The sequence below is a fragment of the Vibrio sp. 10N.261.46.A3 genome (assembly GCF_041472995.1).
GTDB classification, from domain to species: Bacteria; Pseudomonadota; Gammaproteobacteria; order Enterobacterales; family Vibrionaceae; genus Vibrio; species Vibrio coralliirubri.
The window spans coordinates 159,700-182,203 of record NZ_JBFRRH010000039.1; the positions used below are offsets into that span (position 1 = coordinate 159,700).

The following is a 22,504-nucleotide window of genomic DNA, read 5'->3' on the forward strand; positions in this document are numbered from 1 at the left end:
AACTCTTCACTCCAAAAAAATAGTTCAGGGATAAACTATGAGCAGTGTTGTCGATCAGGAACAGTTGATGAATTCGAAACGAACAGCAACCCCCACCAAGGTGCTGTGTGTTGGGCGTAACTATGTCGATCACATCGAAGAACTCAATAACGCAATCCCAGACTCTATGGTGGTTTTCAATAAACCGAGCACCAGTGTTACGTCATCTCTATCTTCTTTTCATCAAGAAGCGCTGCACTACGAAGCAGAAATCTGTTTTATCGTTGAAAATAGCCAGTACTCCGCTGTGGGTTTAGGACTAGATCTCACCAAACGTGAATTACAAAGTAGCTTAAAAGCGAAAGGCCTACCTTGGGAGCGCGCCAAGGCGTTTGATGGTTCCGCTGTCTTGAGCCGTTTTGTACCCATTGATAACTTAGATCTCTCTGACTTAAATCTAGAGCTATTTATTAACTGTGTTCGCGTCCAAAAAGGACACGTAGAGCAGATGCTTTACTCTCCACAAACTATTCTCGAAGAGTTATCTTCTTACACGACTTTGCTCGATGGTGATGTTGTAATGACAGGCACACCTAAAGGTGTTGGTGAGGTCCATCGAGGTGATATCTTCCTTGGCCGTCTAAAGTGTGGTGAAACGACATTGATTGAGATTGAGTGGGTAGCGAGTTAATTAATACTCTATGTTTAGTTAATAAATTGGTTTGAATGGTTAAAGTTAGTTTTTAATTCGTACAATTTACCACCTTACAACTAATTGCATCTGGAAGGGTGTTGGTAATTGATATAAAATCCGCCTCCGTTTTTATCAATACTGAAACCCATGATCGACTTAGCCATCTTACCTGTTTACCTGACAGCCGTTGTTGCACTTCTTCTTTTACCTGGCCCTGATATGTTACTTATCGCGAGCTCAAGTATGAGCTATGGCCGCAAGGTAGGTGTGTTCGCAAGTTTAGGTAACGCAACTTCCGGAATCATCCTGACAGTATTGGCAGCGATGGGTGTTTCAGCATTGATCGCAATGAGCCCCGTCGCTCTAAAAGCCCTTCACCTCTTAGGCGGAACCTACTTATTGAAAATGGGGTGGGATTGCCTTCGAACAGAACAGGGTAACGCGCCTGAGTTAAGCGATAACTTTGCAGCAAAAGCCTACTATCAAAGAGCGCTAATCAGTAACCTGCTTAATCCTAAAGCGTTGGTTTTCTTTGTGATGTTTCTGCCTCAGTTCGTGTCGACGAATATTGAAGCGACTTCTGGTGAGCAGATGCTCGTTCTGGGTTTATTACTGAATGTTCTCGGCTTAACGTTTAACTTTTTGCTGGTGGCGTTAGTGGGTACGATTGGTAAATCTCTCGTAGAAAACGCGAAGTTTCGTACCTATCAACAGAAAGTCATGGGCGGAGTTTTCATCGTGTTAGCTATCTGGATGTTGTCTTCTTTCTTTACTTCGTAGACGACTCAAATCAGACATCTTCTCGTGGTTAGCCGCTGAGACAAAAATGGACGCTTCGAGCGTCCATTTTTATATTTAACCGTTACATGTTGAACGCGCTAAATCGCTATGAATTCAACTCTTGTTGGTGCTGCTCAATCAGTTTCTCCATGTACTGCTCACCGCGCAGGCGAGTGTCTTCATAGGTTTCTGTCCCTTCAAACTTTGTCACCGTTTCATAATAGACCTTCACTTTTGGCTCTGTGCCTGAAGGTCTTACGATGATGCGTGAGCCGTCCTTTAGATGATAAATGAGTACGTCACTCGCGGGCAGGTTGATGGCTTCAGTATTGCCCCCAATGACGAAGCGTAAAGACGACTGCAGGTCTTCAATCACAGAGATAGCGACACCGTTGATTGCTTTAGGCTGTGCTGAGCGGAGCTTAGAACCAATCGATGGTGAGTCTGGGTTAAGGGCAATACTTCGTTGAGCGTTGGTGTGAACCCCATGTTCAAATGAAATCTGAGCGAGAAGATCCCAAACGGTTCGGCCTTGAGATTTTAACTCCTCAACCAATTGAGCAAACACGACGATAGCAGACAGCCCATCTTTGTCTCGTACCTGAGTACCAATTGTGTAGCCTAACGCTTCTTCATAGGCGAACAAGAACTCGTTCTGCTCATCTTCTAATTGCATGCCAATATTCGCTAACCATTTAAAGCCTGTCAGCGTTTGGAAATAAGTCGCCCCGTGGGATTGAGCTACTTTTTCAAGCAATGTTGAAGATACGATACTGTTACCAACTAATTGGTTTTTGGTATGCGGCTTTGAGAGTAGATAATGAGCGAATAGCACGCCGACTTGGTCACCTGTTAGCATTTTGTATGAGGCGTCATCTGTTCTCACTGCAACAGCAAATCGGTCTGCATCTGGATCGTTGGCACAAGCAATGTCGGCATCGACACTTTTTGCTAAGTTAACCACCAGATCCATCGCACCTTTTTCTTCCGGATTCGGGAAGTTGACGGTCGGGAAGTTACCATCGGGCTCTCTTTGTTCTGCAACGCTGAAAACCTTATGGAAACCAGAATCGTGAAGTAGATCCTCAGCCATTTGTGCGCCGACACCATGCATTGCGGTATAGGTGATGGTGGTGTTCGCCGATTCGATCTCTTTACTCACGTATGGGCTCTGATTGATCGCAGCGCGGTACGTTTGATAATAGCCTTCAGTCAACCAAACCAACTTACCTTGTGTTTCAGCATCACTTAAGCTCATTAAAGGGAGCGGCTTAGTTGATGCGATATCGATTTCAGCGGCAATGCCTGCATCGTGAGGAGGAATGATTTGAGCGCCATTCTCCCAGTACACTTTAAAACCATTGTATTCCGGCGGGTTGTGGCTGGCCGTCACCACAACGGCAGCTGCGGCGTTGAAGTGCTCAATACCAAAGGCAACGATAGGGGTCGCTGCGACATTCGAGGTTAGATAAACCTTAATACCTAAAGCCGTGAGCACGGAAGCGGTATCAATCGCGAACTGCTTGGAATCTAAACGGCCGTCATAACCGACGACCACACCGCGAATGGTCGCATTAGCGACATGTTCGATTAAGTAGTGGCCGAGCCCGGTTGCGGTTTCCTGTATGACTAAACGATTCATTCGATTTGGCCCGCATCCAACTTTACCTCTAAGTCCTGCCGTTCCGAACTCTAATCGTTGGGTAAAACGGTCTTCAAGTTCGTTGTGCATTCCCTCATCGATGAGGTGTTGAAGTTCTTCACGAGTTCTTGGGTCTGGGTCTCTCGCTAACCAATTCATTGCATCTTGCATAATCACTAAACCTTTTAATGTCTGTATGACTTACTGTTGATTTAATTTAAGTGATATTGATTATCATTTCCATGAAAGCAATCGTAAAACTCGATATAAAATAAATTCCAACGGCAAGAGGGCACGTAGATTAAGCCACTTCAAATAATTGACTGTTTAGTAAGTAAACTTACCTTGAACAATTGGATATCACTAACTAGCCTTTTACATAAATATAACAAAATTTAACAAATTCGCCGTTTTGAATCTTTTATGGAAACCTCCAACGCTTTTGAACCGTATTAGTTCTTAGGTTATATGAGGTCAGTAGCCTGATCACAGGCTAGTTCCATGTGAGTTGTAGATTGAGATTCAGCCTTTTCATGTGTAGCCGGAATAACAATGAATGTTGTCCAGCTCGCAACGACATTTAGGTCGCAAGTATCCAATTTGGAAGGATAAGGAGAGATCTTTTGAAAAGATTACTGGTTAGGCTAGCGTGGCTTTTGAAGAGTTTTGTTGTGCTTTTAGTATCGCCTTTAGTGTACGCAAGCAGTGATTACAACATGACTCAAGGCGTCACTGAGATCAGTGGTAAGGTGTATGAACTTCATATGCTGATCTTCTACATCTGCTGTGCAATTGCCTTTGTTGTTTTTGGTGTGATGTTTTATTCGATTTTGAGGCACAGGAAATCGAAGGGCGCAGTTGCTGCACATTTTCACGAAAGCACGAAAGTCGAAATTCTTTGGACCATCATCCCTATTATCATCCTCATCGCTATGGCGATACCCGCCACCAAAACTTTGATAGCGATGGAAGATACCTCCCAATCAGATCTGACCGTTAAAATCACTGGATCACAATGGAAATGGCATTACAGCTATTTTGGTGAAGACGTCGAATTTTTCAGCCTTTTAGCGACCAGTGATAAAGAGATTGAAGGCATTGAAGTGAAAGGCGCGCATTACTTGCTAGAAGTTGATAAGCCACTTGTACTGCCTGTTGATCGTAAAGTCCGTTTCTTGATGACTTCTGACGATGTGATTCACTCATGGTGGGTGCCAGCATTCGCCGTTAAGAAAGATACCATTCCAGGTTTTATCAATGAGGCTTGGACAAAGATAGATGAGCCCGGTGTCTACCGCGGGCAGTGTGCAGAGTTGTGTGGCCGCGCTCATGGTTTCATGCCGATAGTGGTACATGCCATGGAAGAAGCCGAGTTTGACACATGGCTAGCAGAGCAGAAAGAGTTAGCGATAGCTGAACAACAAGCCGCGAAAGAAGCATTAGGTGCGTCACTTTCCTTGGCGGAGTTGAATACCATCGGTGAAGAGGTTTACAAAACTCGATGTGCGGTTTGTCACCAAGCAAACGGTGAGGGCATTTCCGGAGCATTCCCTGCCATCAAAGGAAGTCCTATTGCCCTTGGTGATGTGGATGTTCACATCGACACCATTGTTTATGGTCGTGGCGGTACGGCGATGCAAGCGTTCGATAATCAGTTAACTGAGAAAGAGATCGCAGCGGTAGTAACTTATCAACGAAATGCTTGGGGTAATGATACCGGCGATATTGTTCAGGCCTCAGATATCAACGCTTATAAGGCGAAGCAAGAAGGCGGCTCTGAAAGCTCAACGGATGATGCACAAAATGATGCTAAGGATCAGTTATGAGTTCACCAATCAATAAGCCGGTGAAATCGGCTCCAGCAGAAGATCAAGTACTGAGCCATTCTGCGGAAGGCACCTTGGGCAATAATGATTTGCCTGTTGATGATCACGACTCACATGCGACACCTAAAGGCTGGGCTCGTTGGCTGTATTCAACCAATCATAAAGACATTGGTACACTTTATTTGTGGTTCAGCTTTGCAATGTTCTTAACGGGCGGAGCAATGGCGATGGTGATCCGTGCTGAGCTGTTCCAACCGGGTTTACAACTTGTTGAGCCAGATTTCTTCAATCAGATGACTACTGTCCATGGTTTAATCATGGTATTCGGTGCCGTGATGCCTGCATTTACGGGTTTGGCTAACTGGATGATTCCGATGATGATCGGTGCTCCAGATATGGCGTTGCCGAGAATGAACAACCTCAGTTTCTGGATCTTGCCTTTTGCGTTTCTAATCTTAATCGGATCTTTGTTTACAGAAGGAGGCGGCCCGAGCTTTGGTTGGACCTTCTACGCGCCACTCTCGACAACTTATGGCCCAGACAGTACCGCGCTATTCGTATTCTCAGTCCATATTATGGGGATCAGTTCGATCATGGGGGCGATTAACGTGATCGTAACCATAGTGAACATGCGCGCGCCGGGTATGACTTGGTTCAAGCTACCGATGTTCGTATGGACATGGTTAATTACCGCTTTCTTGCTGATAGCCGTGATGCCCGTGCTCGCGGGTGCGGTGACCATGGTACTGACTGACAAATACTTTGGGACCAGCTTCTTTGATGCCGCCGGTGGTGGGGACCCGGTGATGTTCCAGCACATATTCTGGTTCTTTGGGCATCCCGAAGTGTACATCATGATCTTGCCGTCTTTTGGTATTGTCTCAGCCATCATCCCTGCATTCAGTGGTAAGCGCCTGTTTGGTTATCACTCGATGGTTTATGCGACCTGTAGTATCGCACTGTTGTCATTCTTGGTTTGGGCACACCACATGTTCACCACGGGTATGCCAGTATTTGCTGAACTGTTTTTCATGTATTGCACCATGTTGATAGCGGTGCCGACCGGTGTGAAAGTCTTCAACTGGGTGGCGACCATGTGGCGGGGGGCTTTGACCTTTGAAACCCCAATGCTGTTTGCGATTGCCTTTATTGTTCTGTTTACGATTGGTGGGTTATCTGGATTGATGCTCGCTATCGTGCCAGCTGATTTCCAATATCACGATACTTATTTTGTTGTGGCTCACTTCCATTATGTTTTGGTAACAGGTGCCGTGTTCTCGATTATGGCTGCCGCCTATTATTGGCTACCTAAGTGGACCGGACATATGTACGACCACAAGCTCAGCCTGTGGCATTTCTGGACGTCGGTGATTTCAGTCAATGTACTGTTCTTTCCTATGCACTTTTTAGGGTTAGCGGGTATGCCGCGTCGTATTCCAGATTACGCCATTCAGTTTGCTGATGTTAACCAAGTCGTGTCGATTGGTGGCTTTGCCTTTGGATTGTCTCAGCTGATTTTCTTATGGCTAGCGATTAAGTGCGTAAGAGGGGGAGAGCCTGCACCAAGCAAGCCTTGGGATAGAGCTGAAGGTCTTGAATGGACAGTACCAAGCCCTGCGCCTCACCACACCTTTACTCATCCACCTAAAGTGGATTAGAGGACAGAACCATGAGTGATAAGCAAAGCGATCCTAATCAAGATAAAAAACAACCAAAGCGCCTGTCTAATAAGCGATCGACCAAAAAGCTGACGGGCTACTTGGTGTTGAGCGTGGTTGCGATGTTTGGCTTCGGTTTCGCTTTGGTGCCGCTCTACGATGTGATGTGTGAGGCCTTAGGGATCAATGGTAAAACCAATACCGTTTCCGCAGTTCAACCTCAGGGAATGCAGCCTGACTATTCTCGTACGGTCCGAGTTGAATTCATGTCCCACATCAAGCCAGATATGCCATGGCAGTTTTCGCCTGAGGTTCGAGTGTTAGAGGTTCATCCTGGTGAGGTGGTGCAAACTAACTACATTGCCAAAAACCTTTCTGGATCTTCATTGGTTGGCCAAGCCGTACCATCGGTTTCTCCAGGTATGGGGGCAACTTATTTCAATAAGATGGAATGCTTTTGCTTTAATCAACAGCCATTGGACGGGCACAAGAGTGCCGAAATGGGATTGATATTTTACATTGAGCCAGATATTCCAGAATCGATACATACGCTTACGCTCTCTTACACGTTATTCAATATCACGAATGAGGTGGGTGCAGCGGCCAATAAATCTGAGCCTAACGTACTCGCAAGTAACTAGGGATTTACAGAACCAGTATCAACATAAGGAGTTGAGCGATGAGTTCTAAAAAGGAAGTTTATTTCGTTCCACATCAAAGTCACTGGCCATTAGTGGGTGCTGTAGCACTGTTTTTGGTCGCGGTTGGCGCTGGCTTGACGGTGCAAAACATGGGAACCGACGCCGCAGGTGGAGTATTTGGCAAAGCGGTGTTGTTAGTCGGGTTTGCTGTGCTGCTTTACATGCTTGCAGGTTGGTTTAGCAATGTGATCACAGAATCATTGAGTGGTCTCTATTCTGAGCAGATATCTCGTTCTTTTAGACAAGGAATGAGCTGGTTTATTTTCTCCGAAATCATGTTCTTCGGCGCTTTCTTTGGCGCGCTTTTCTATGCACGCATGATTTCTGTGCCTTGGATTGGTGGTGCGGGTAATAATGAAATGACCCATGAAGTATTGTGGCCGATGTTCCAATCAATATGGCCACTAACGACTACCCCTGATGGTGTGACGACACAAGCCATGCCTTGGCAAGGTATCCCGCTTAAGAACACCATTATTCTGCTGCTTTCCTCTGTGACGCTGCACATGGCACATATCAGTCTTGAGCAAAATAAGCGTATGGCTTTGATCGTCTGGTTGGAGATAACCATTGTTCTGGCTGGCTTCTTCTTGTTCTTCCAAGTTGAAGAGTATCTTCATGCTTATCAAGAGATGGGGCTGACACTTCAGTCTGGCATCTACGGCAATACCTTCTTCTTGCTGACTGGGTTTCATGGTTTACATGTCTGTTTAGGAACGATCTTTTTGATCGTGTTGTTGGCAAGGGTTGCGAAAGACCACTTCACTCCGAAAGACCACTTTGCGTTCCAAGCGGGCAGTTGGTATTGGCACTTTGTTGATGTGGTTTGGTTGGGCCTGTTTGTATTTGTCTATGTGCTTTAAAGGTGGAGCCTACAGGGGATTAATAGGGGCGAGGGTTAGGAGTTATCACTCCTGCTCCCAAAGCAAGTAATAAAAGTAGCACGACAACGGCTGACCACATCACACGACGACCCAAGAAGTGACTGAGCCTTTTTCCATTGTGTTTACCAGAGGCGATTTGGATTAGACCTTTCATCAAATTGAAAGCGATAAAAAACAGCAAAGCGACCAATACGACTTTAAATAACAGTACATAGGTAGATGACGCCATAGTGACAACTCCAAACCGATTGATTGATGATGAACACAAGTTCCGCAGTAAAGGTTTTTGGATAGCGGTTGTTTTAACTGTGGTTTCAGTCGGCGCTTTAATCAAGTTAGGTTTATGGCAACTCGATCGTGGTAACGAGAAATTACGTTATGAACAGCAATTAGCTGAGAGAGCACAGCTATCGTCACAACCTTTAGGTGTCGTTATTTCTGAGTTGCGAGAGCTGGGTTTATCTTCTCAAGAGTCATTAAATCCTCAAACCCTAAACGGGCTAAAGGCTGATGTTGAATTAGTCAATACGAGTGGTTTGTTACTCTTGTTAGACAACCAGATAAACCAAGGAACGGTAGGGTATGTGATTTACATGTTGGGTAAGGTTCGTCTTGAAGATGAAAACCAGTCCTTAGTGGCTGAAAAACAGTTGTTGATCGATCTTGGGTTTGTTCCGGCAAGTAATGACAGAAGAGAACTACCGCAATTAGGAAGCATCACTGTACCAACCAAAATGTCAGGGCGCATGTATACACGCTCGGTTAATCCTTTAAGTCATGAGTTGGGTTTAGAAAATACGACACCGAATAGAATCCAAAACCTAAACATAGCAGCGTTATCAAAGTACACAGGGCAAGAAGTGCTGCCTTTTGTCTTCCAACCTCAGAGCTTAGATTCCTGGCCTTATGAGTTGTTATGGCGACCGACGGCGATGAAATCTGAGAAGCACTTTGGTTACTCGTTTCAATGGTTTGTAATGGCTGCTGTACTTCTGTTTTTGATGTTGTTGATTGGGTTCCAATATTTTAAGAAAAATAGCCACATCAATAAGAAGTAGGCACTTGAAATAGCGATTGAAAGGCAGCGCCTACAACAAGGAAGAAAGATGGATAAATCTCAAGCACAAATGAACAGGGAAAGTACCGATGCAAACATGGCCGAGCTTAAAAACCGAAGAACTAAGGGGCGTCTGGTATTAATCGGATTAGTTTTGATTTTTGCTTTGCCTGCGATTATTGCCAAAACCGTGTTGGACCAGAATTGGTACACCTCAGGTGTCACTAACTCCGGCGAATTGGTCGAACCAAGAACCACACTAGCGGATTTCGGCGTAACGGTACCCATGGCAGGAGAGGGTTGGGTTGTGGGTTATATCGCACCGATGGAGTGCGAAAGCTTGTGTGAACAACAGCTCCATTATTTGAATCAAAGCTACTTGGCGTTAGGTAAAAACAAAGAGCGCGTGACCGCCGTAGTTTTTGTATCGGAAGGTAACTCGTTAACGGGCTCGCTTGATAAGCCGGATTTGTCTTTGTTAGCTGGTGGCGATCAGTTAAGCACCGAGTTTGCGCCGGCTTCCATTGTCATTATTGACCCGCTAGGTCAGCTGGTTATGGAGTACAAAAGCGTTTCGGAACCGTCGCAGTTAGTCGGGCAATCCAAAGGCATGATTCATGATCTAAGAAAGCTACTCAAGCTGTCACGAGTTGGGTAGTTGATGGCGCGAGTGCTTGAGTGTAAGAAGCGAAAGGGAATAAGTATAGGGAGATAAGTGATGCAGAATAAAGCCCCTGATTTACTGATGCTCGTGATGCGAGCGACTATCTTGTTAACCCTTACCGTGATTGTTCTCGGCGCTTATACACGTTTGTCTGATGCTGGTCTTGGTTGTCCTGATTGGCCTGGGTGTTATGGGAAGATCACGGTTCCTTCTGATGCCCAAGCGGTGAATCAAGCCAATCTGCAATTTCCTGAGCGAGCTCTCGAAGCAGACAAAGCTTGGATAGAGATGATACATCGCTACTTTGCAGGAACGTTAGGACTGCTCATCTTTGTCGTTGTAGCTTGGTGTATTAAAAAGAACATCACACCAGTTGGTCTTCCACTGCTTATCTCAGCCACTGTGATCTTTCAGGCCTTGCTTGGAATGTGGACGGTGACTCTCAAGTTGATGCCCGTTGTGGTTATGGCGCATTTGATGGGGGGCTTTACGTTGCTGTCACTGTTGTGTCTGCTCTACTGTCGCTTGTCTCAATTCCAAAGCCGTTTTGGCGAGGCTTCTTATTCTCCAACACTTAAAGTTTGGGCGCTCTTTGGGTTACTCATTGTGATTGGGCAGATACTGCTTGGTGGTTGGACATCGTCAAACTATGCCGCTTTGGTGTGTACCCAACTGCCTATTTGTGAAGGTAACTGGATGAGCTACCTCGATTTCAAAAATGCGTTCGATTTTGCTCAACACGGACACGATAACTATGAGTTTGGCGTGTTGGAGTATCCCGCGAGGCTCACCATCCATGTCATGCACAGGTTCGGGGCTATTGTGGCGACATTAACGGTGCTGATGGTTGTGTACCAGTTATGGAAGTTTGGCCAAGCACCTCACCAAAAGTTGAGCGTGATTGTGGCAATAGTGCTGTGTACTCAAATCAGCCTTGGGATCAGTAATGTATGGTTTCACTTGCCAATCTCAGTTGCGGTTTTGCATAACCTAGTCGCAGCAATGTTGCTCATCAGCATGGTTGTAACCAATTTTGTGGTGTGGCAACGCAAACCGAGTGAGAGCTTGGTGAAGAACAGTGTATTACAAGGAGGTAATCATGGTCAGTAGAACGTCAACACAGTATGAAGTGGTGGCTCAAGACGCAGCCTTAACTCATAAGGTGACCGCCAACAATGACATAACGTTAAGTAAAGAAAAGGCTGAAAAAAACAAAGCCACTTGGAAGGTTTATTTAACGCTGACAAAGCCTAAAGTGGTTGCTTTGATGTTACTGACGGCATTGGTTGGGATGTGTTTGGCCGTGCCGAATGGATTACCTTTGCAACAAACTCTGTTCGGAATGATTGGGATAGGGTTAATGGCAGGTTCAGCGGCTGCGTTTAACCATTTGATCGATAAAAAGATCGACGGCCAGATGTCTCGAACAAATCGACGTCCTTTACCATCCGGTGAGCTCAGCAGTGTGCGCGTATTCAGCTTTGCAGCAGGTATCGGCTTATTTGGGTTCGCTACGTTAGTGGTGTGGGTCAATCAACTCACGGCTTGGTTAACCTTTGCAAGCTTATTGGGCTATGCGGTCATCTATACCATGTACTTGAAGCGAGCGACGCCACAGAACATCGTAATTGCAGGGATAGCTGGCGCAATGCCACCGTTATTGGGCTGGACGGCAGTCACCAACGAGCTGCATTCAAATGCTTGGTTGTTGGTGATGATCATCTTTATTTGGACACCTCCTCATTTCTGGGCGTTGGCAATTCATCGTCGTGACGAGTATGCCAAAGTGAACATCCCCATGTTGCCTGTGACTCACGGAATCGAATACACCAAGACGTCTATTCTTCTGTATACCTTGTTGCTTAGCATCGTGTGTATATTGCCTGTATTGGTTGGCATGAGCAGCTGGATATATCTTAGCGCTTCATTGGTGCTCAACGGCGGGTTTGTTTATCACGCTTGGATACTTAAATATCGTGATGAACCCAATATGGCCATGAAAACCTTTAAGTTCTCCATCTATCATCTCATGATCTTGTTTGTGGCTCTGTTGGCAGACCACTATCTACTTTGATAACCCCATTTCTGCTGTTGCTGAATAAGAAAACGGATGCTCTGAGCATCCGTTTTTGTTTGGCTAATTACACAAGCTCACATACTTGAAAGTAAGTAACTCGCTAACAATTAGTCCACTTTGTTCCAAGCATCTTGCCAGTGTGAACCTACACCTGGTTCGTACTGAGTTGCTGTTGGAGCCCATTGAACACAGTAACCAGAGTATGGGAACTCTTTACACTGATAAACACCACCATCGCTGCTCAGAACCTTTGTTCCTGCAGTGTAAGATTCAATGCTTTCTGGGAACACAAAGTCGTAATCGCCTGCTGGTGGCGGTGTTTGCTCGTCCATTAGATGGAAATCAAGTGTGTTCTGATCCACTAAGTTGCCTTGGTCATCTTTCGTCACAACCACAAGCATGTGGTGGCCAGCTTCAGACTTAGAAAGAGTCAGTTGAACATCTTCAACTTGTCCGTCTGTTAGAACCGATTTCTGAGATGCAAGTGCTTCACGATGGTGGTTGTACACGGTAAGCTCAGCTTGGATATCACCTGTTGCCGCTAACGTAAGATCAAGATGAGTAGGTTGGCTCTCATCGATAATATACTCTGATTCTAAGCCCGTTACTTCAAGCTCATGCTCGGGTTCTGGAGTATCAATCTTGTAGCCGATTTCTACACTGTTAAAGCCAGAGCCTGCTTTTATATAAACAGGGTTAGTGCCGTAAACGGGGGCGAAATCGCCTTGGTCGTTCAATTGGCCTGCTTTGATTTGCGTCTGCTCTTGGTTGATCTTAGAAGCAAGCGCGTAAGACCAGTTATTGGCTTTGCCTTGCTCTGAACTTTGAATCACAAGCTCAGTGCTGTATGAAGCATTCTCACCAGATTGGTCGAATACACGAGTGTAAACAGCGTCACCAACATTCAGGTCTTGTGTTGGGTTGATTTGACCACCTTGATCCCAATCAGGAATGATAGGGCCGTCGCCATCAAACTTCACATCGATAACGTTGTAGAAAGCCGCTGCAGTGTCACCTACATCCCATACCGCAAGGATCACTTGATAGCCTTCGCGCTCTGGCACATTACACAAGTGGCTTACTTGCATCGGTGGCTGTTCCATATTGCCTTCAACAACACAGAATGGCGTTAAGTCAAAAGAGCTGCGAGCCAAAGGCTGGTTTGGATTCCAGTCGGGTTGAGTAATGTAATATTTCCAATCGCGAGTCTTGTGGTTAGCTGTGAAGGTCCACTCAAAGTACTGAGAACCAGACTTGATCGGGTGTTTAACCCAGCGGTCTGCCTTTTGCTCGTCTAGCGCTGCTGCTAAAGAAGATTGCGCACTGGCGATTTTCCCATCAGCAGGGCCAACTTCTGGGAAGCCTTCAGGGCCTTCTACACTTTGTGGTTCGTATTGGATACCACCACAGTTGGTGTTTTTCTCTTGCGTATCACTCGCAGGGAACTTACATAGGGCAACACGGCTCTCAGCTACGCCATTGTTGTATGCCGAGACATAACCGTGACCGAAGCTTGCACCGCTTACGCTAAGAAGCGATAGCGCGATGAGTGATTTTTTTTGGAGTTGTTTCATTATTTGTCCTTACTGTATTTGGCCGACAAAAAAGAGAACACCCCGGCATGCATTTACACTTAAATTCTATTAAGTGGCGGCCCCGCTATCATAGACAGAATATTTGTCGACAGACCGGTGGCTTTGCGTCCTATTCTTTCAAATAGTTTGCCAGAAGTGCGTTTGAGCAATCGAAATGTAGCCAACCAGTTTTATAAATGCGAATCAATCGATTGAAATGTGGAATGCCAATCTCGAACTTTTAATTCTTGATACAAATTAACTTGCTATATGTTTAGTTCGTTAACGTATAAATTATTGATATAAATAAAGAAAGCATTTGCTCTAATCGTTTTAGTGAATGAATTTGGGTTGTTTCGCTTCGCTCTGTACAACAATTGTGCGCATATCAAAACCAAACCTTTGGTTTCCACTAACCGAACCCTGACACGCCATGTATGAAAAACCGGACAATTGATTGGTATGAATTATATAAAGGAGCCGGTATGGAATTCACAGAACTAGACAGAGACGCGTTGTATCAAACGTGGATGTCACAAAAATCGAGAATGCGAATTACGCAGATGGAGTTTTCAAAAAAGCTAGGCATGAACCAGCTTGATTTCTCAAGAGTGCTAAGAGGGGAGACGCCATTAACGATGTCTTTCATTAGTCACTTTTGTCGTTTACTTCATTTGGAACCAAGGAATGTATTCCCCTCGCTGAAAGAGGGCAATGAGTCTGGGCCTAAAGTGGTCTACCTGAAAAGTAGAATGAGTGTTGATGGTGAGATCCAAAATGCTTATATTGAAGGAAATCAGGTAATTGTAGAGTACGCACACACTGTTCAACATGATTGATTTTAGAGTTAGCTCTGATTTTTAACCCCCTTTTTCTACAACCTTTTTACATAGGGTATGGCATACTTAGTTAGATTCCTTAATTTTAGCTAAGTGCGTTATGAACTCTTTAAAAGTCCTTTTGCTTGTTGCAACCAGCATTTTCTTGTTTGGTTGTGCAGGCGGCCCAATTAGAACCGCTACTGAATTTACCAGCTACGAAGATTTTCAGGCTGGGCCTGACGGAGGTGTCGACTTGGTCTGGGCAAGGGTTGGGCTACGTGACGCACAGCGTTTGAAATCCAAGTTAGATGACTACGATTCTGTAGTGATCGACCAAATTTTTGTTTTAGCAGAAGAAGGTTCGTTGGATCAGGAAGAGATTCAGGAACTCACTGAGCACATGGTTGAACGCTTGGAAGAGAAAATATCACCTCATAAAACGATTGTCGATGAACCTACAGAAAAAACGCTCCGCTTGAGTATCGCTCTGAGTAACGTTGAAACGCCCAATCCGATCTTAGCTGTAACGAGCAGCGTTCTGCCGTTTGGCCTTGCGATGTCAACCATATCTAAGGTCACGACTGGTGAGCACACCAATGTTGGGAGTGCGAGTGTAGAGTTATTGGTCAGTGATGCTCAAGAGGGCACACCACTGTTTGCAGCCATCGACCGTGAAGCGGGTAATAAAGACTTTTCAACCATGATTGACTCTCTGGATGATGCCAAAGATGCGATCAACTATTGGGTTGAACGTTTAGGTGATACTCTACACAACATAGATGACGCATAGAAAGAGCGAATAATGCTAGAGAAAGAGAACCTGATTAAGTTGGCTCGAATGCAGATGCCATTTGGAAAGTACGCAGGTCGTACACTGATTGACTTACCTGAAGAATATTTGCTGTGGTTCGATAAAAAGGGATTCCCGTCTGGTGAGCTAGGCGATTTATTAAAACTGTGCCTTGCTCTGAAAATTGAAGGGCTTGATAGTGTCGTCAAGCCACTTAAGCATAATGACCCTAAAGGTATATAACTAAAGTCGTGTAGCGATTTTTGAACAAAGGAGGAATTTAATCGAACATTTTTCGATAGACTAACTCGCCGAACATCGACTTTATAGCGTTGGTGGCATCAGTTTCGCCAATTGTTTGAGCTAGATGTTGCTTTAACCTGAGTACACCGCCACGAGAATATGGACTCGTTCCATCCTTTAAAATGTTTTGTAGAAGCATCTCAATAACTTCTCTAAAGACATGATTATTGGGATCTTCATAAGCCGTTATCCATGAATCAATAAATCTGTCCTTTGTTTCAAAGTCTAGGATGTCTAAGAGGATAGGGAAGACCACCCCTTGGAGTGCTGTGGCAAACATAATGCTATTGGGGTAATAAGCTTGGATGCTGCTCTTTCGGACATTAAATTCTTTAGCAAGACGGTCATAGGTAACTGATGACCAGCCTTCGTTAAGAAAGATTTTAACAATGCGCTCGTCCATTCTTTCTTTTTTTTGTTTTCTTTCTTCAGCGGTAATTCGCGCCATTATATTCAACCGAGTAGTGCTTAGTGAGCTACAGCATACAGATTTCCTTAGTTACAAACAAATTCTGGTACTAGTACTAATAAATTGCTTGCAATTGGTACGAGTACGCAATAATATACACCCCAGTTGAGCGGGACGACCTTCTGTTTGAGCAAGTCCCCATTTTTTTATTGATAATTGGTACTGGTACCAATTAAGGGTGAAGTACATGAATAAATTAAGTTTATCTTCTGTAGTGGTAGCGGCAAATTTAGTGTTAGTTGGCTGTGATGACAGTTCAACTTCAACATCTCCAGAGACGCCAGTTTCCCAAGCTCGAACGGTTACCGTTGATGCAACAATGGCTAACATAACCGAAATGAACGCGATGTCTAATACTTGTCTAAAGGATATTGAATTGCCTGAAGATAAAGTCGTTAGTGTGCAGGAGTTTGATAATAATGTTTGTGCAGTGAAGGACCTTGATGGCAATGTTCATTATGTACGAACGAATAATTACCGCTTGGTAGTGACGGATATGTACGGCACGAGTACATACGATATCAACGATATTGTTGTTGATGGCATGCAGGAAGTAGAAGTCTTTGGAGAGGCGACCTTTAAGATTGAACCAAAAGTTGTAGAAGGTGAATACAATCAGTTTTACTCATATTACTTGGTTGAAGGTGAAGAGGTCCTGGGTGCAGACAAAACGCATGTGTTGATTCATGTGGATAATAAGGACTATTCCTACGTGACATTCACTGTTGCTGACCGTGAAGATATTGATTTTTACCATTCAACTATTACTGAGACTCGTGAGGAACCAAAGAATTTTGGCGCAACTTATTCTGGTGAGATTGAGGGTTCGATCGGTAGTGAATATGGTACGCATGCTTACCGTTATATTGATAAGGATGCGGACGTTTTGATTACCGCATTCAATGGTGCGTCTGTACCAAGTACTATTGAATTTGAACCAATGAGGCATTTCGATCTTGGTGAGTTAAAAATTGATCCTAAGTCAGGTGAAATTATTATCACACCGCCAGATTTTGGTGAGCCGATTGAAATTATCCCATCTCCTGTCGCGCCAGTTATTAAGCCGTCCCAGGTTGATAACGCTGAGCTAGTGTTTTTCGATGGAAACGGTTTTGGTGTATTCAGTACTGTAGCGAATAAAAAAGGATTGGCAGAACCTTGGTTGTATCCCGAGGTGCAGTTTGAGGATGGCCTTAAGTCTCTGAAGCAGTTTGAGTTCAGCTATGAACTCGAGGGGCATGAAAGTTTTGACACTTTTATGAATATTTACCTATTGGATGAAGCTGGTACTCTAGTTCGTGCTATTTATTATCCAAATGGCGACGTAACAGTTGATGATGGTACGCCGGTTATGGATAAAGCCACGTTTATTGAAAATTATGGTAGCTATAAATTAGCAGCCCGAATGGATGGTGTGAGATTCAAGACTAACTTTATTGTTCGTGTTGCTGATGACAATGTAGATGCAGGCTTACAATTTACAGTTAAAGACTTTACGGTCAAAGAGCTATCGCCAGTTGTCATATCAGAACAGTTGGTTGGAGGAACTATCCTTGATTCAATCGATGATACTAATCATAGTGTAGACATCGAACTTACTGGCAACCGTCAATCAAGTATTGACAATCCACTTTGGGTTTATACAGGTACCAAGTTTCCAGCTAAGGAAGGCGACGCACCTACTTTAGGTCAGGTATCAGTTGGTGTAGATGTAAAAGTTTCTGATACATTTTCGGATAAGGCGGCTTCAGATGCTTATATCAATATCTACCTTGATGGTTGGAAGGCGACAGAAACATTTGCGTTATATGTTTCTGGTCAGCTTAAAGGACAAGTTATTCAGCGAGCTCATCGTGAAGGCGAAGCGCAGGAAGTATATTCAAGTTATGACTCTTTTCAAGCTGTTTACTTTGATAAAAAAGTGAAAGGGCTTGCTGAAGGAACGAAGTTAAACACTAACTTTATACTTCGCTTTGGTGATAACGATAATGGTAAAGGCGAGGATGGTAATTTACTGGGTGAGGTAGTAGCTATCAATTCGTTTGATATTACAATCGAACTGCCTATCGAAGAGTAAGACTACTACCTAAATAATAAAACGGGCATTCTCTATGAGAGCCCGTTTTTTTGTTTTTAAGTTCGACACAATTTTACATGCATGATGAAGCTTGAAGGACGGCTCTTCTTACCTTGCTATAAAATACGCAATCGATAGCGTGTAAATAATGGTATACAGGGTGTTTTAAATATAAAACACAAAAAAAATTGCGTTTATTTTTAATTAGTGATTGAAACTAGAGTTTTTACTAGTTAAGTTACAGGGAACAAGAAGATTAGTGCTGATAGAAAGTGACGTGAGACAACGTACATTCAGCTCAAGGATAGAAAAAAGGAAGAAGTAAGCAATGTTCCAGACTGATGATGTAAGAATTAACAAAGTAAAAGAGTTATTACCCCCTGTTGCTGTTTTAGAAAAGTTTCCAGCGACAGAAGTTGCTTCTTCTACAACCTTTGAAAGCCGCAAAGCGATCCACAATATTTTAGAAGAGAGCGATGACCGTTTGCTTGTTATTGTAGGTCCATGTTCTATTCATGATACAGAAGCTGCTCTTGAGTACGGTAAGCGCTTGAAAGTGTTGCGCGACGAACTTGGTGATAACCTTGAAATCGTAATGCGTGTTTACTTTGAAAAGCCACGTACAACTGTTGGTTGGAAAGGTCTAATTAATGACCCGTACATGAACGATACGTTCAAGCTCAATGATGGCCTTCGTCTAGGACGTAAGCTACTGCTGGACCTTACTGACATGGGCATGCCAACGGCAAGCGAATTCCTAGATATGATCACGCCTCAATACGTTGCAGATCTAATCAGCTGGGGTGCAATCGGCGCACGTACTACAGAATCTCAAGTTCACCGCGAACTGGCTTCTGGCCTATCTTGCCCAGTTGGATTTAAGAATGGTACTGATGGCAACATCAAGATCGCAACAGATGCTATTCGCTCTGCTAGCGCTTCTCACCACTTCTTATCGGTAACTAAGTACGGTCACTCAGCTATCGTTGAAACAGCAGGTAACCCTGATTGTCATATCATCCTACGTGGTGGCAAAGAGCCAAATTACAGCGCGGAACACGTTGGTAAGATTAAAGAAGAGCTAGCAGCTTCAGGTCTTCCACAAAAAGTGATGATCGATTTTAGCCACGCAAACAGCTCTAAGCAGTTTAAGCGTCAAATCAACGTATCTGATGACGTAAGCGCACAAATTTCTGGTGGCGACAAAGCTATCTTTGGTGTGATGATTGAATCTCACCTTGTTGAAGGTCGCCAAGACTTGGTTGACGGCAAAGCTGCAACTTACGGTCAATCTGTGACTGATGCATGTATTGGCTGGGAAGACACTGAAACAGTACTTCGCCAGCTAGCAGACGCTGTTGAAGCTCGCCGTAACAAATAGACTAATTACAGTCAGCGATTAAGCTACTGAAAATTCAAAGCCCTTATTAGCAATCGCTAGTAAGGGCTTTTTTGTGGATCTTAGTTGAAAACTGGAAGTGTCTGTATTCTTAAATGAGAAAAGACAGTAGCTCGTCGACTTTAAGTGATAGCAAAGCTCTATCTTGTTTGGTTTCAACGTTAAGGCGTATTAATGGCTCGGTATTGGACTTTCTTAAATTGAAGCGCCATGAGTCCATATTCATGCTGATCCCGTCTGTGTGATCGATCTCAACGGCATTATCTCGGTAGTGCGATAACACGCAAGCCATGACCTGCTCTGGGTCTGATACTCTTCGATTGATCTCCCCGGAAGAGGGGAATCTATCTATACTGGTACTCGTCAATTGGTGAAGCGATTGTTGAGTTTTCGACATTAGTTCGATAACCAATAGCCAAGGAATCATGCCCGAATCGCAATATCCAAAATCACGAAAATAATGGTGCGCACTCATTTCGCCACCATAGACGGCATTTGTTTCACGCATCTTCTCTTTAATAAGTGCGTGCCCCGCTTTAATTCCAATCGCTTTTCCACCATGCGTTTTTGCGACTTCAATCGTGTTCCATGTCATGCGCATATCGTGCAATACAGTCGCGTTAGGCTGTTTGACCAAGAATGCTTCCGCAAGCAACCCGACTATGTAATAACCCTCGATGTAATTGCCTTTCTCATCAAAGAAAAAGCATCGGTCGAAGTCTCCATCCCATGCGATGCCAAGATCTGCGGAGTGTGCCAACACGGCATCGTGTGTCGCAATCTGGTTTTCTTTGATTAAGGGGTTTGGAATACCGTTTGGGAACTTTCCATCTGGAGAGTGATGAACCTTGATGAATGTGATTGGAGCATTGAGTTCGTTGAATCGCTTCTCTAAATCATCGATAACATGCCCTGCAACACCATTCCCAACATTAACCACAATCTTCATCGGTGACAGCTTTGATGGGGTTATGTACGAGAGTAGGTGCTCGACGTACGGAGCAAGAATACTGGCTGTTCGACAAGAATCAGAGGGTTGTACATGGCTGATCGGTAGATCGCTGACTGGTTCTTGCTCTAGAGCCTCAATGCGTTGTTTAATTTGATCTAAGCCGTTGTCTTTGCTGATAGGGCTAGCGTCTACACCGACCAATTTCATGCCGTTGTAATTGATTGGGTTGTGGCTAGCTGTAATTTGTATTCCGCCAATCGCTTTTAGGTGACGAGTCGCAAAGTAAACTTCTTCAGTGCCAGTCATACCCAGGTCAATTACGGTAATCCCTGACTCGATTAAGCCTTTAGTCATGGCTTCTTGTAATGACAGAGAGGTTTCGCGGTTATCACGACCAATCACTACCTGCGCCAAGCCATCGAATGGGGTTTCAGGCGTAGCGGATAGAACGTATTCGCCAAATGCCTTACCGAGCAGGTAGGCGAGTGGCTCATTGATTTGTTTACCAATGACGCCGCGGATATCGTTGTTCTTAAAGCAGCTCAGGTCTAATGTTGGTTTCATCGATTTGTCGCTGTTTTATTTCGTTTGGTTGTGCTTTGATGAGTGGACTTGTTGCTTGCGCACGTCTCGCCCATAGCTGTCTTGATATCGAATGATGTCGTCTTCATTTAAATGACTGCCTGTTTGCACTTCAATCATCTCGAGTGGGAGATCCCCTGGGTTATCTAGGCTGTGAATATGGCCTAAAGGGATGTAAGTGGATTGATCTTCTTTAACCAGATAGGTTTTTTCATCGTTGGTCACTTTCGCAGTACCCGCCACGACTACCCAATGTTCCGCTCTATGGTGGTGCATTTGTAACGACAACTTGTGACCGGGTTTTACGGTGATACGTTTAACTTTGTCGCGTTTGCCTAGATCGATTACATCGTATTTACCCCAAGGTCTAAACACTTCGCGGTGATGAACATGTTCTGTGCGATCTGCTTGATTCAGCTGGCTGACAATCGATTTCACGCCTTGAACTTTGTCTTTATTCGCAACCAATATAGCGTCTTTGGTTTCGACAATAATCAGGTTATCGACGCCTACCGTAGCAACCAGCTTATTTTCAGCATGGATGTAGTTGTGTTGAGAGTCGACGGTCAACACATCACCTTCAATGACGTTATTGTGCTCATCTTTTTCGCTTACATCCCAGATCGCGGACCATGAGCCAATGTCGTTCCAACCGACATCCATCGGGATCACTGCGGCGTGTGAGGTCTTCTCCATCACGGCATAATCGATAGAATCACTCGGACTGCTTTTGAATGCTTCAGCGTCTATACGGATAAAGTCGAGGTCGGTATTTTGCTTTGCAAGAGCGAGTTTACAAGCCGCTAATATCTCAGGGTGGTGTTCGGCGAGTTCTTCAACATAGCGTGATGCCTTAAACATGAACATGCCACTGTTCCATAAGTATTGTTCTGAGCGGATGTACTCTTCTGCTGTTGCTGTGTCTGGCTTTTCTACAAAGCATTCTATGGCGTAGGCGTGATTGATTGGCTGCTTTGTCCCATTAGTATCAGTTTTAACACTGGAGGAAAGAGGCTTTCCCTGCTTGATATAGCCATAACCAGTCTCTGGGGCGTCAGGTGTTATGCCGAATGTTACCAGTTTGCCTTGTTTTGCATAATCAACACCACGACTAATCGCTTGTTGGAATTCAGAGGTTTTCGCGATGTGATGATCAGCAGCCAGCACTAACAAGATAGGGTCGGGTGCGCTTTGTTCATCAAGCGTAGGTTTACTTAAAGCCTTTAGGGCGGCAAGCGCAATAGCTGGGGCTGTGTTTCTACCGACTGGCTCTAACAGTATTCCACTGTGTTGGATATTGGATGCCCGAGCTTGTTCAGCGGCAATAAAGCGATGTTCTTCATTACAGATAATGAATGGGGCATCGCATTTACTATCCATCAAGTGCTCTTCAAGACCTTGCAGGCGTTGAAGCGTTTGCTGAAGCATTGACTGCTCACCGGCAATATTGAGAAATTGCTTAGGGTAAAGCTCGCGAGACAGTGGCCAGAGGCGGCTTCCAGAGCCGCCAGCTAGGATGACAGGTAAAATCATAGAGTGGTAATTGTGTGCATTAGAATACTGCCATCATATTAC

21 protein-coding genes and 1 riboswitch are annotated in these 22,504 nt (G+C 44.5%); of the genes, 15 read left to right on the forward strand and 6 right to left on the reverse strand.

Features of this window, described 5'->3' with window-relative positions:
• Positions 1-37: 37 nt before the first annotated feature.
• On the forward strand, positions 38-670 hold the full coding sequence (locus AB4484_RS11600) for a fumarylacetoacetate hydrolase family protein (RefSeq protein WP_048659076.1): 633 nt from the start codon (positions 38-40) through the stop codon (positions 668-670).
• Positions 671-820: 150 nt separating this feature from the next.
• The gene (locus AB4484_RS11605) at positions 821-1,453 is read left to right on the forward strand and encodes a LysE family translocator (RefSeq protein WP_004730073.1); all 633 of its coding nucleotides are present in this window, start codon (positions 821-823) and stop codon (positions 1,451-1,453) included.
• 106 nt (positions 1,454-1,559) lie between these two features.
• On the opposite strand, the gene AB4484_RS11610 is transcribed toward AB4484_RS11605, so the two are convergent.
• Positions 1,560-3,266 (reverse strand): phospho-sugar mutase, encoded by a 1,707-nt coding sequence (locus AB4484_RS11610; RefSeq protein WP_372078208.1) that lies wholly within the window; start codon positions 3,264-3,266, stop codon positions 1,560-1,562.
• A 452-nt stretch (positions 3,267-3,718) separates the two neighbouring features.
• On the opposite strand from AB4484_RS11610, the gene coxB reads away from it, so the two are divergent.
• From coxB to AB4484_RS11630, 4 genes are read left to right on the forward strand one after another with little or no spacing between them, the layout of a single operon-like run.
• Positions 3,719-4,921: a cytochrome c oxidase subunit II gene (gene coxB, locus AB4484_RS11615; RefSeq protein ID WP_372078210.1), complete on the forward strand. Its 1,203-nt coding sequence runs from the start codon at positions 3,719-3,721 to the stop codon at positions 4,919-4,921.
• Positions 4,918-6,579 (forward strand): cytochrome c oxidase subunit I, encoded by a 1,662-nt coding sequence (gene ctaD, locus AB4484_RS11620; RefSeq protein ID WP_372078212.1) that lies wholly within the window; start codon positions 4,918-4,920, stop codon positions 6,577-6,579. The genes coxB and ctaD overlap by 4 nt, the downstream gene beginning before the upstream one ends.
• A gap of 11 nt (positions 6,580-6,590) precedes the next feature.
• Complete coding sequence (locus tag AB4484_RS11625) at positions 6,591-7,220, forward strand: cytochrome c oxidase assembly protein (RefSeq protein ID WP_048612911.1); 630 nt, start codon at positions 6,591-6,593, stop codon at positions 7,218-7,220.
• A 38-nt stretch (positions 7,221-7,258) separates the two neighbouring features.
• The gene (locus AB4484_RS11630; protein ID WP_009845661.1) at positions 7,259-8,143 is read left to right on the forward strand and encodes a cytochrome c oxidase subunit 3; all 885 of its coding nucleotides are present in this window, start codon (positions 7,259-7,261) and stop codon (positions 8,141-8,143) included.
• A gap of 19 nt (positions 8,144-8,162) precedes the next feature.
• Here AB4484_RS11630 and AB4484_RS11635 read toward each other — a convergent pair whose 3' ends face one another.
• Positions 8,163-8,393, reverse strand: a complete 231-nt coding sequence (locus tag AB4484_RS11635; protein ID WP_061038470.1) for a DUF2909 family protein — start codon at positions 8,391-8,393, stop codon at positions 8,163-8,165.
• Here AB4484_RS11635 and AB4484_RS11640 point away from each other — a divergent pair.
• From AB4484_RS11640 to cyoE, 4 genes are read left to right on the forward strand one after another with little or no spacing between them, the layout of a single operon-like run.
• On the forward strand, positions 8,392-9,222 hold the full coding sequence (locus AB4484_RS11640) for an SURF1 family protein (protein ID WP_372078234.1): 831 nt from the start codon (positions 8,392-8,394) through the stop codon (positions 9,220-9,222). The genes AB4484_RS11635 and AB4484_RS11640 overlap by 2 nt on opposite strands.
• 48 nt (positions 9,223-9,270) lie before the next feature.
• Positions 9,271-9,879, forward strand: a complete 609-nt coding sequence (locus tag AB4484_RS11645; RefSeq protein WP_061038468.1) for a hypothetical protein — start codon at positions 9,271-9,273, stop codon at positions 9,877-9,879.
• 60 nt (positions 9,880-9,939) lie between these two features.
• The gene (locus tag AB4484_RS11650) at positions 9,940-10,995 is read left to right on the forward strand and encodes a heme A synthase (protein ID WP_050633148.1); all 1,056 of its coding nucleotides are present in this window, start codon (positions 9,940-9,942) and stop codon (positions 10,993-10,995) included.
• Complete coding sequence (gene cyoE / locus AB4484_RS11655) at positions 10,985-11,959, forward strand: heme o synthase (RefSeq protein WP_050633147.1); 975 nt, start codon at positions 10,985-10,987, stop codon at positions 11,957-11,959. The genes AB4484_RS11650 and cyoE overlap by 11 nt, the downstream gene beginning before the upstream one ends.
• Positions 11,960-12,069: 110 nt before the next feature.
• On the opposite strand, the gene gbpA is transcribed toward cyoE, so the two are convergent.
• Entirely contained in the window at positions 12,070-13,536 is a 1,467-nt protein-coding gene (gbpA, locus tag AB4484_RS11660; RefSeq protein WP_372078215.1) for an N-acetylglucosamine-binding protein GbpA, read from the reverse strand.
• 72 nt (positions 13,537-13,608) lie between these two features.
• A riboswitch (cyclic di-GMP riboswitch) is annotated at positions 13,609-13,698 on the reverse strand.
• 323 nt (positions 13,699-14,021) lie between these two features.
• Here gbpA and AB4484_RS11665 point away from each other — a divergent pair.
• The 3 genes from AB4484_RS11665 (at position 14,022) to AB4484_RS11675 (ending at position 15,390) form a co-directional block, all read left to right on the forward strand.
• Positions 14,022-14,375, forward strand: coding sequence for a hypothetical protein (locus tag AB4484_RS11665; RefSeq protein WP_017061749.1), 354 nt, complete (start codon positions 14,022-14,024; stop codon positions 14,373-14,375).
• Positions 14,376-14,475: 100 nt separating this feature from the next.
• Positions 14,476-15,147, forward strand: a complete 672-nt coding sequence (locus AB4484_RS11670) for a DUF3313 domain-containing protein (protein ID WP_061038465.1) — start codon at positions 14,476-14,478, stop codon at positions 15,145-15,147.
• A gap of 12 nt (positions 15,148-15,159) precedes the next feature.
• Entirely contained in the window at positions 15,160-15,390 is a 231-nt protein-coding gene (locus AB4484_RS11675; protein ID WP_050633144.1) for a DUF3820 family protein, read from the forward strand.
• Between the two features lie 37 nt (positions 15,391-15,427).
• On the opposite strand, the gene AB4484_RS11680 is transcribed toward AB4484_RS11675, so the two are convergent.
• Positions 15,428-15,898 (reverse strand): hypothetical protein, encoded by a 471-nt coding sequence (locus AB4484_RS11680; protein WP_050633143.1) that lies wholly within the window; start codon positions 15,896-15,898, stop codon positions 15,428-15,430.
• Between the two features lie 208 nt (positions 15,899-16,106).
• Here AB4484_RS11680 and AB4484_RS11685 point away from each other — a divergent pair, with 208 nt between their 5' ends.
• Positions 16,107-17,996 carry a hypothetical protein gene (locus AB4484_RS11685; protein ID WP_372078217.1) on the forward strand — a complete coding sequence of 630 codons (1,890 nt, stop codon included), beginning with the start codon at positions 16,107-16,109 and terminating at the stop codon, positions 17,994-17,996.
• A 328-nt stretch (positions 17,997-18,324) separates the two neighbouring features.
• The gene (gene aroG, locus AB4484_RS11690) at positions 18,325-19,377 is read left to right on the forward strand and encodes a 3-deoxy-7-phosphoheptulonate synthase AroG (RefSeq protein WP_048608856.1); all 1,053 of its coding nucleotides are present in this window, start codon (positions 18,325-18,327) and stop codon (positions 19,375-19,377) included.
• Between the two features lie 109 nt (positions 19,378-19,486).
• Here aroG and AB4484_RS11695 read toward each other — a convergent pair whose 3' ends face one another.
• Positions 19,487-20,911 (reverse strand): phosphomannomutase CpsG, encoded by a 1,425-nt coding sequence (locus AB4484_RS11695; RefSeq protein WP_372078219.1) that lies wholly within the window; start codon positions 20,909-20,911, stop codon positions 19,487-19,489.
• 15 nt (positions 20,912-20,926) lie between these two features.
• Complete coding sequence (locus tag AB4484_RS11700) at positions 20,927-22,462, reverse strand: mannose-1-phosphate guanylyltransferase/mannose-6-phosphate isomerase (RefSeq protein WP_372078220.1); 1,536 nt, start codon at positions 22,460-22,462, stop codon at positions 20,927-20,929.
• Positions 22,463-22,504: the final 42 nt, after the last annotated feature.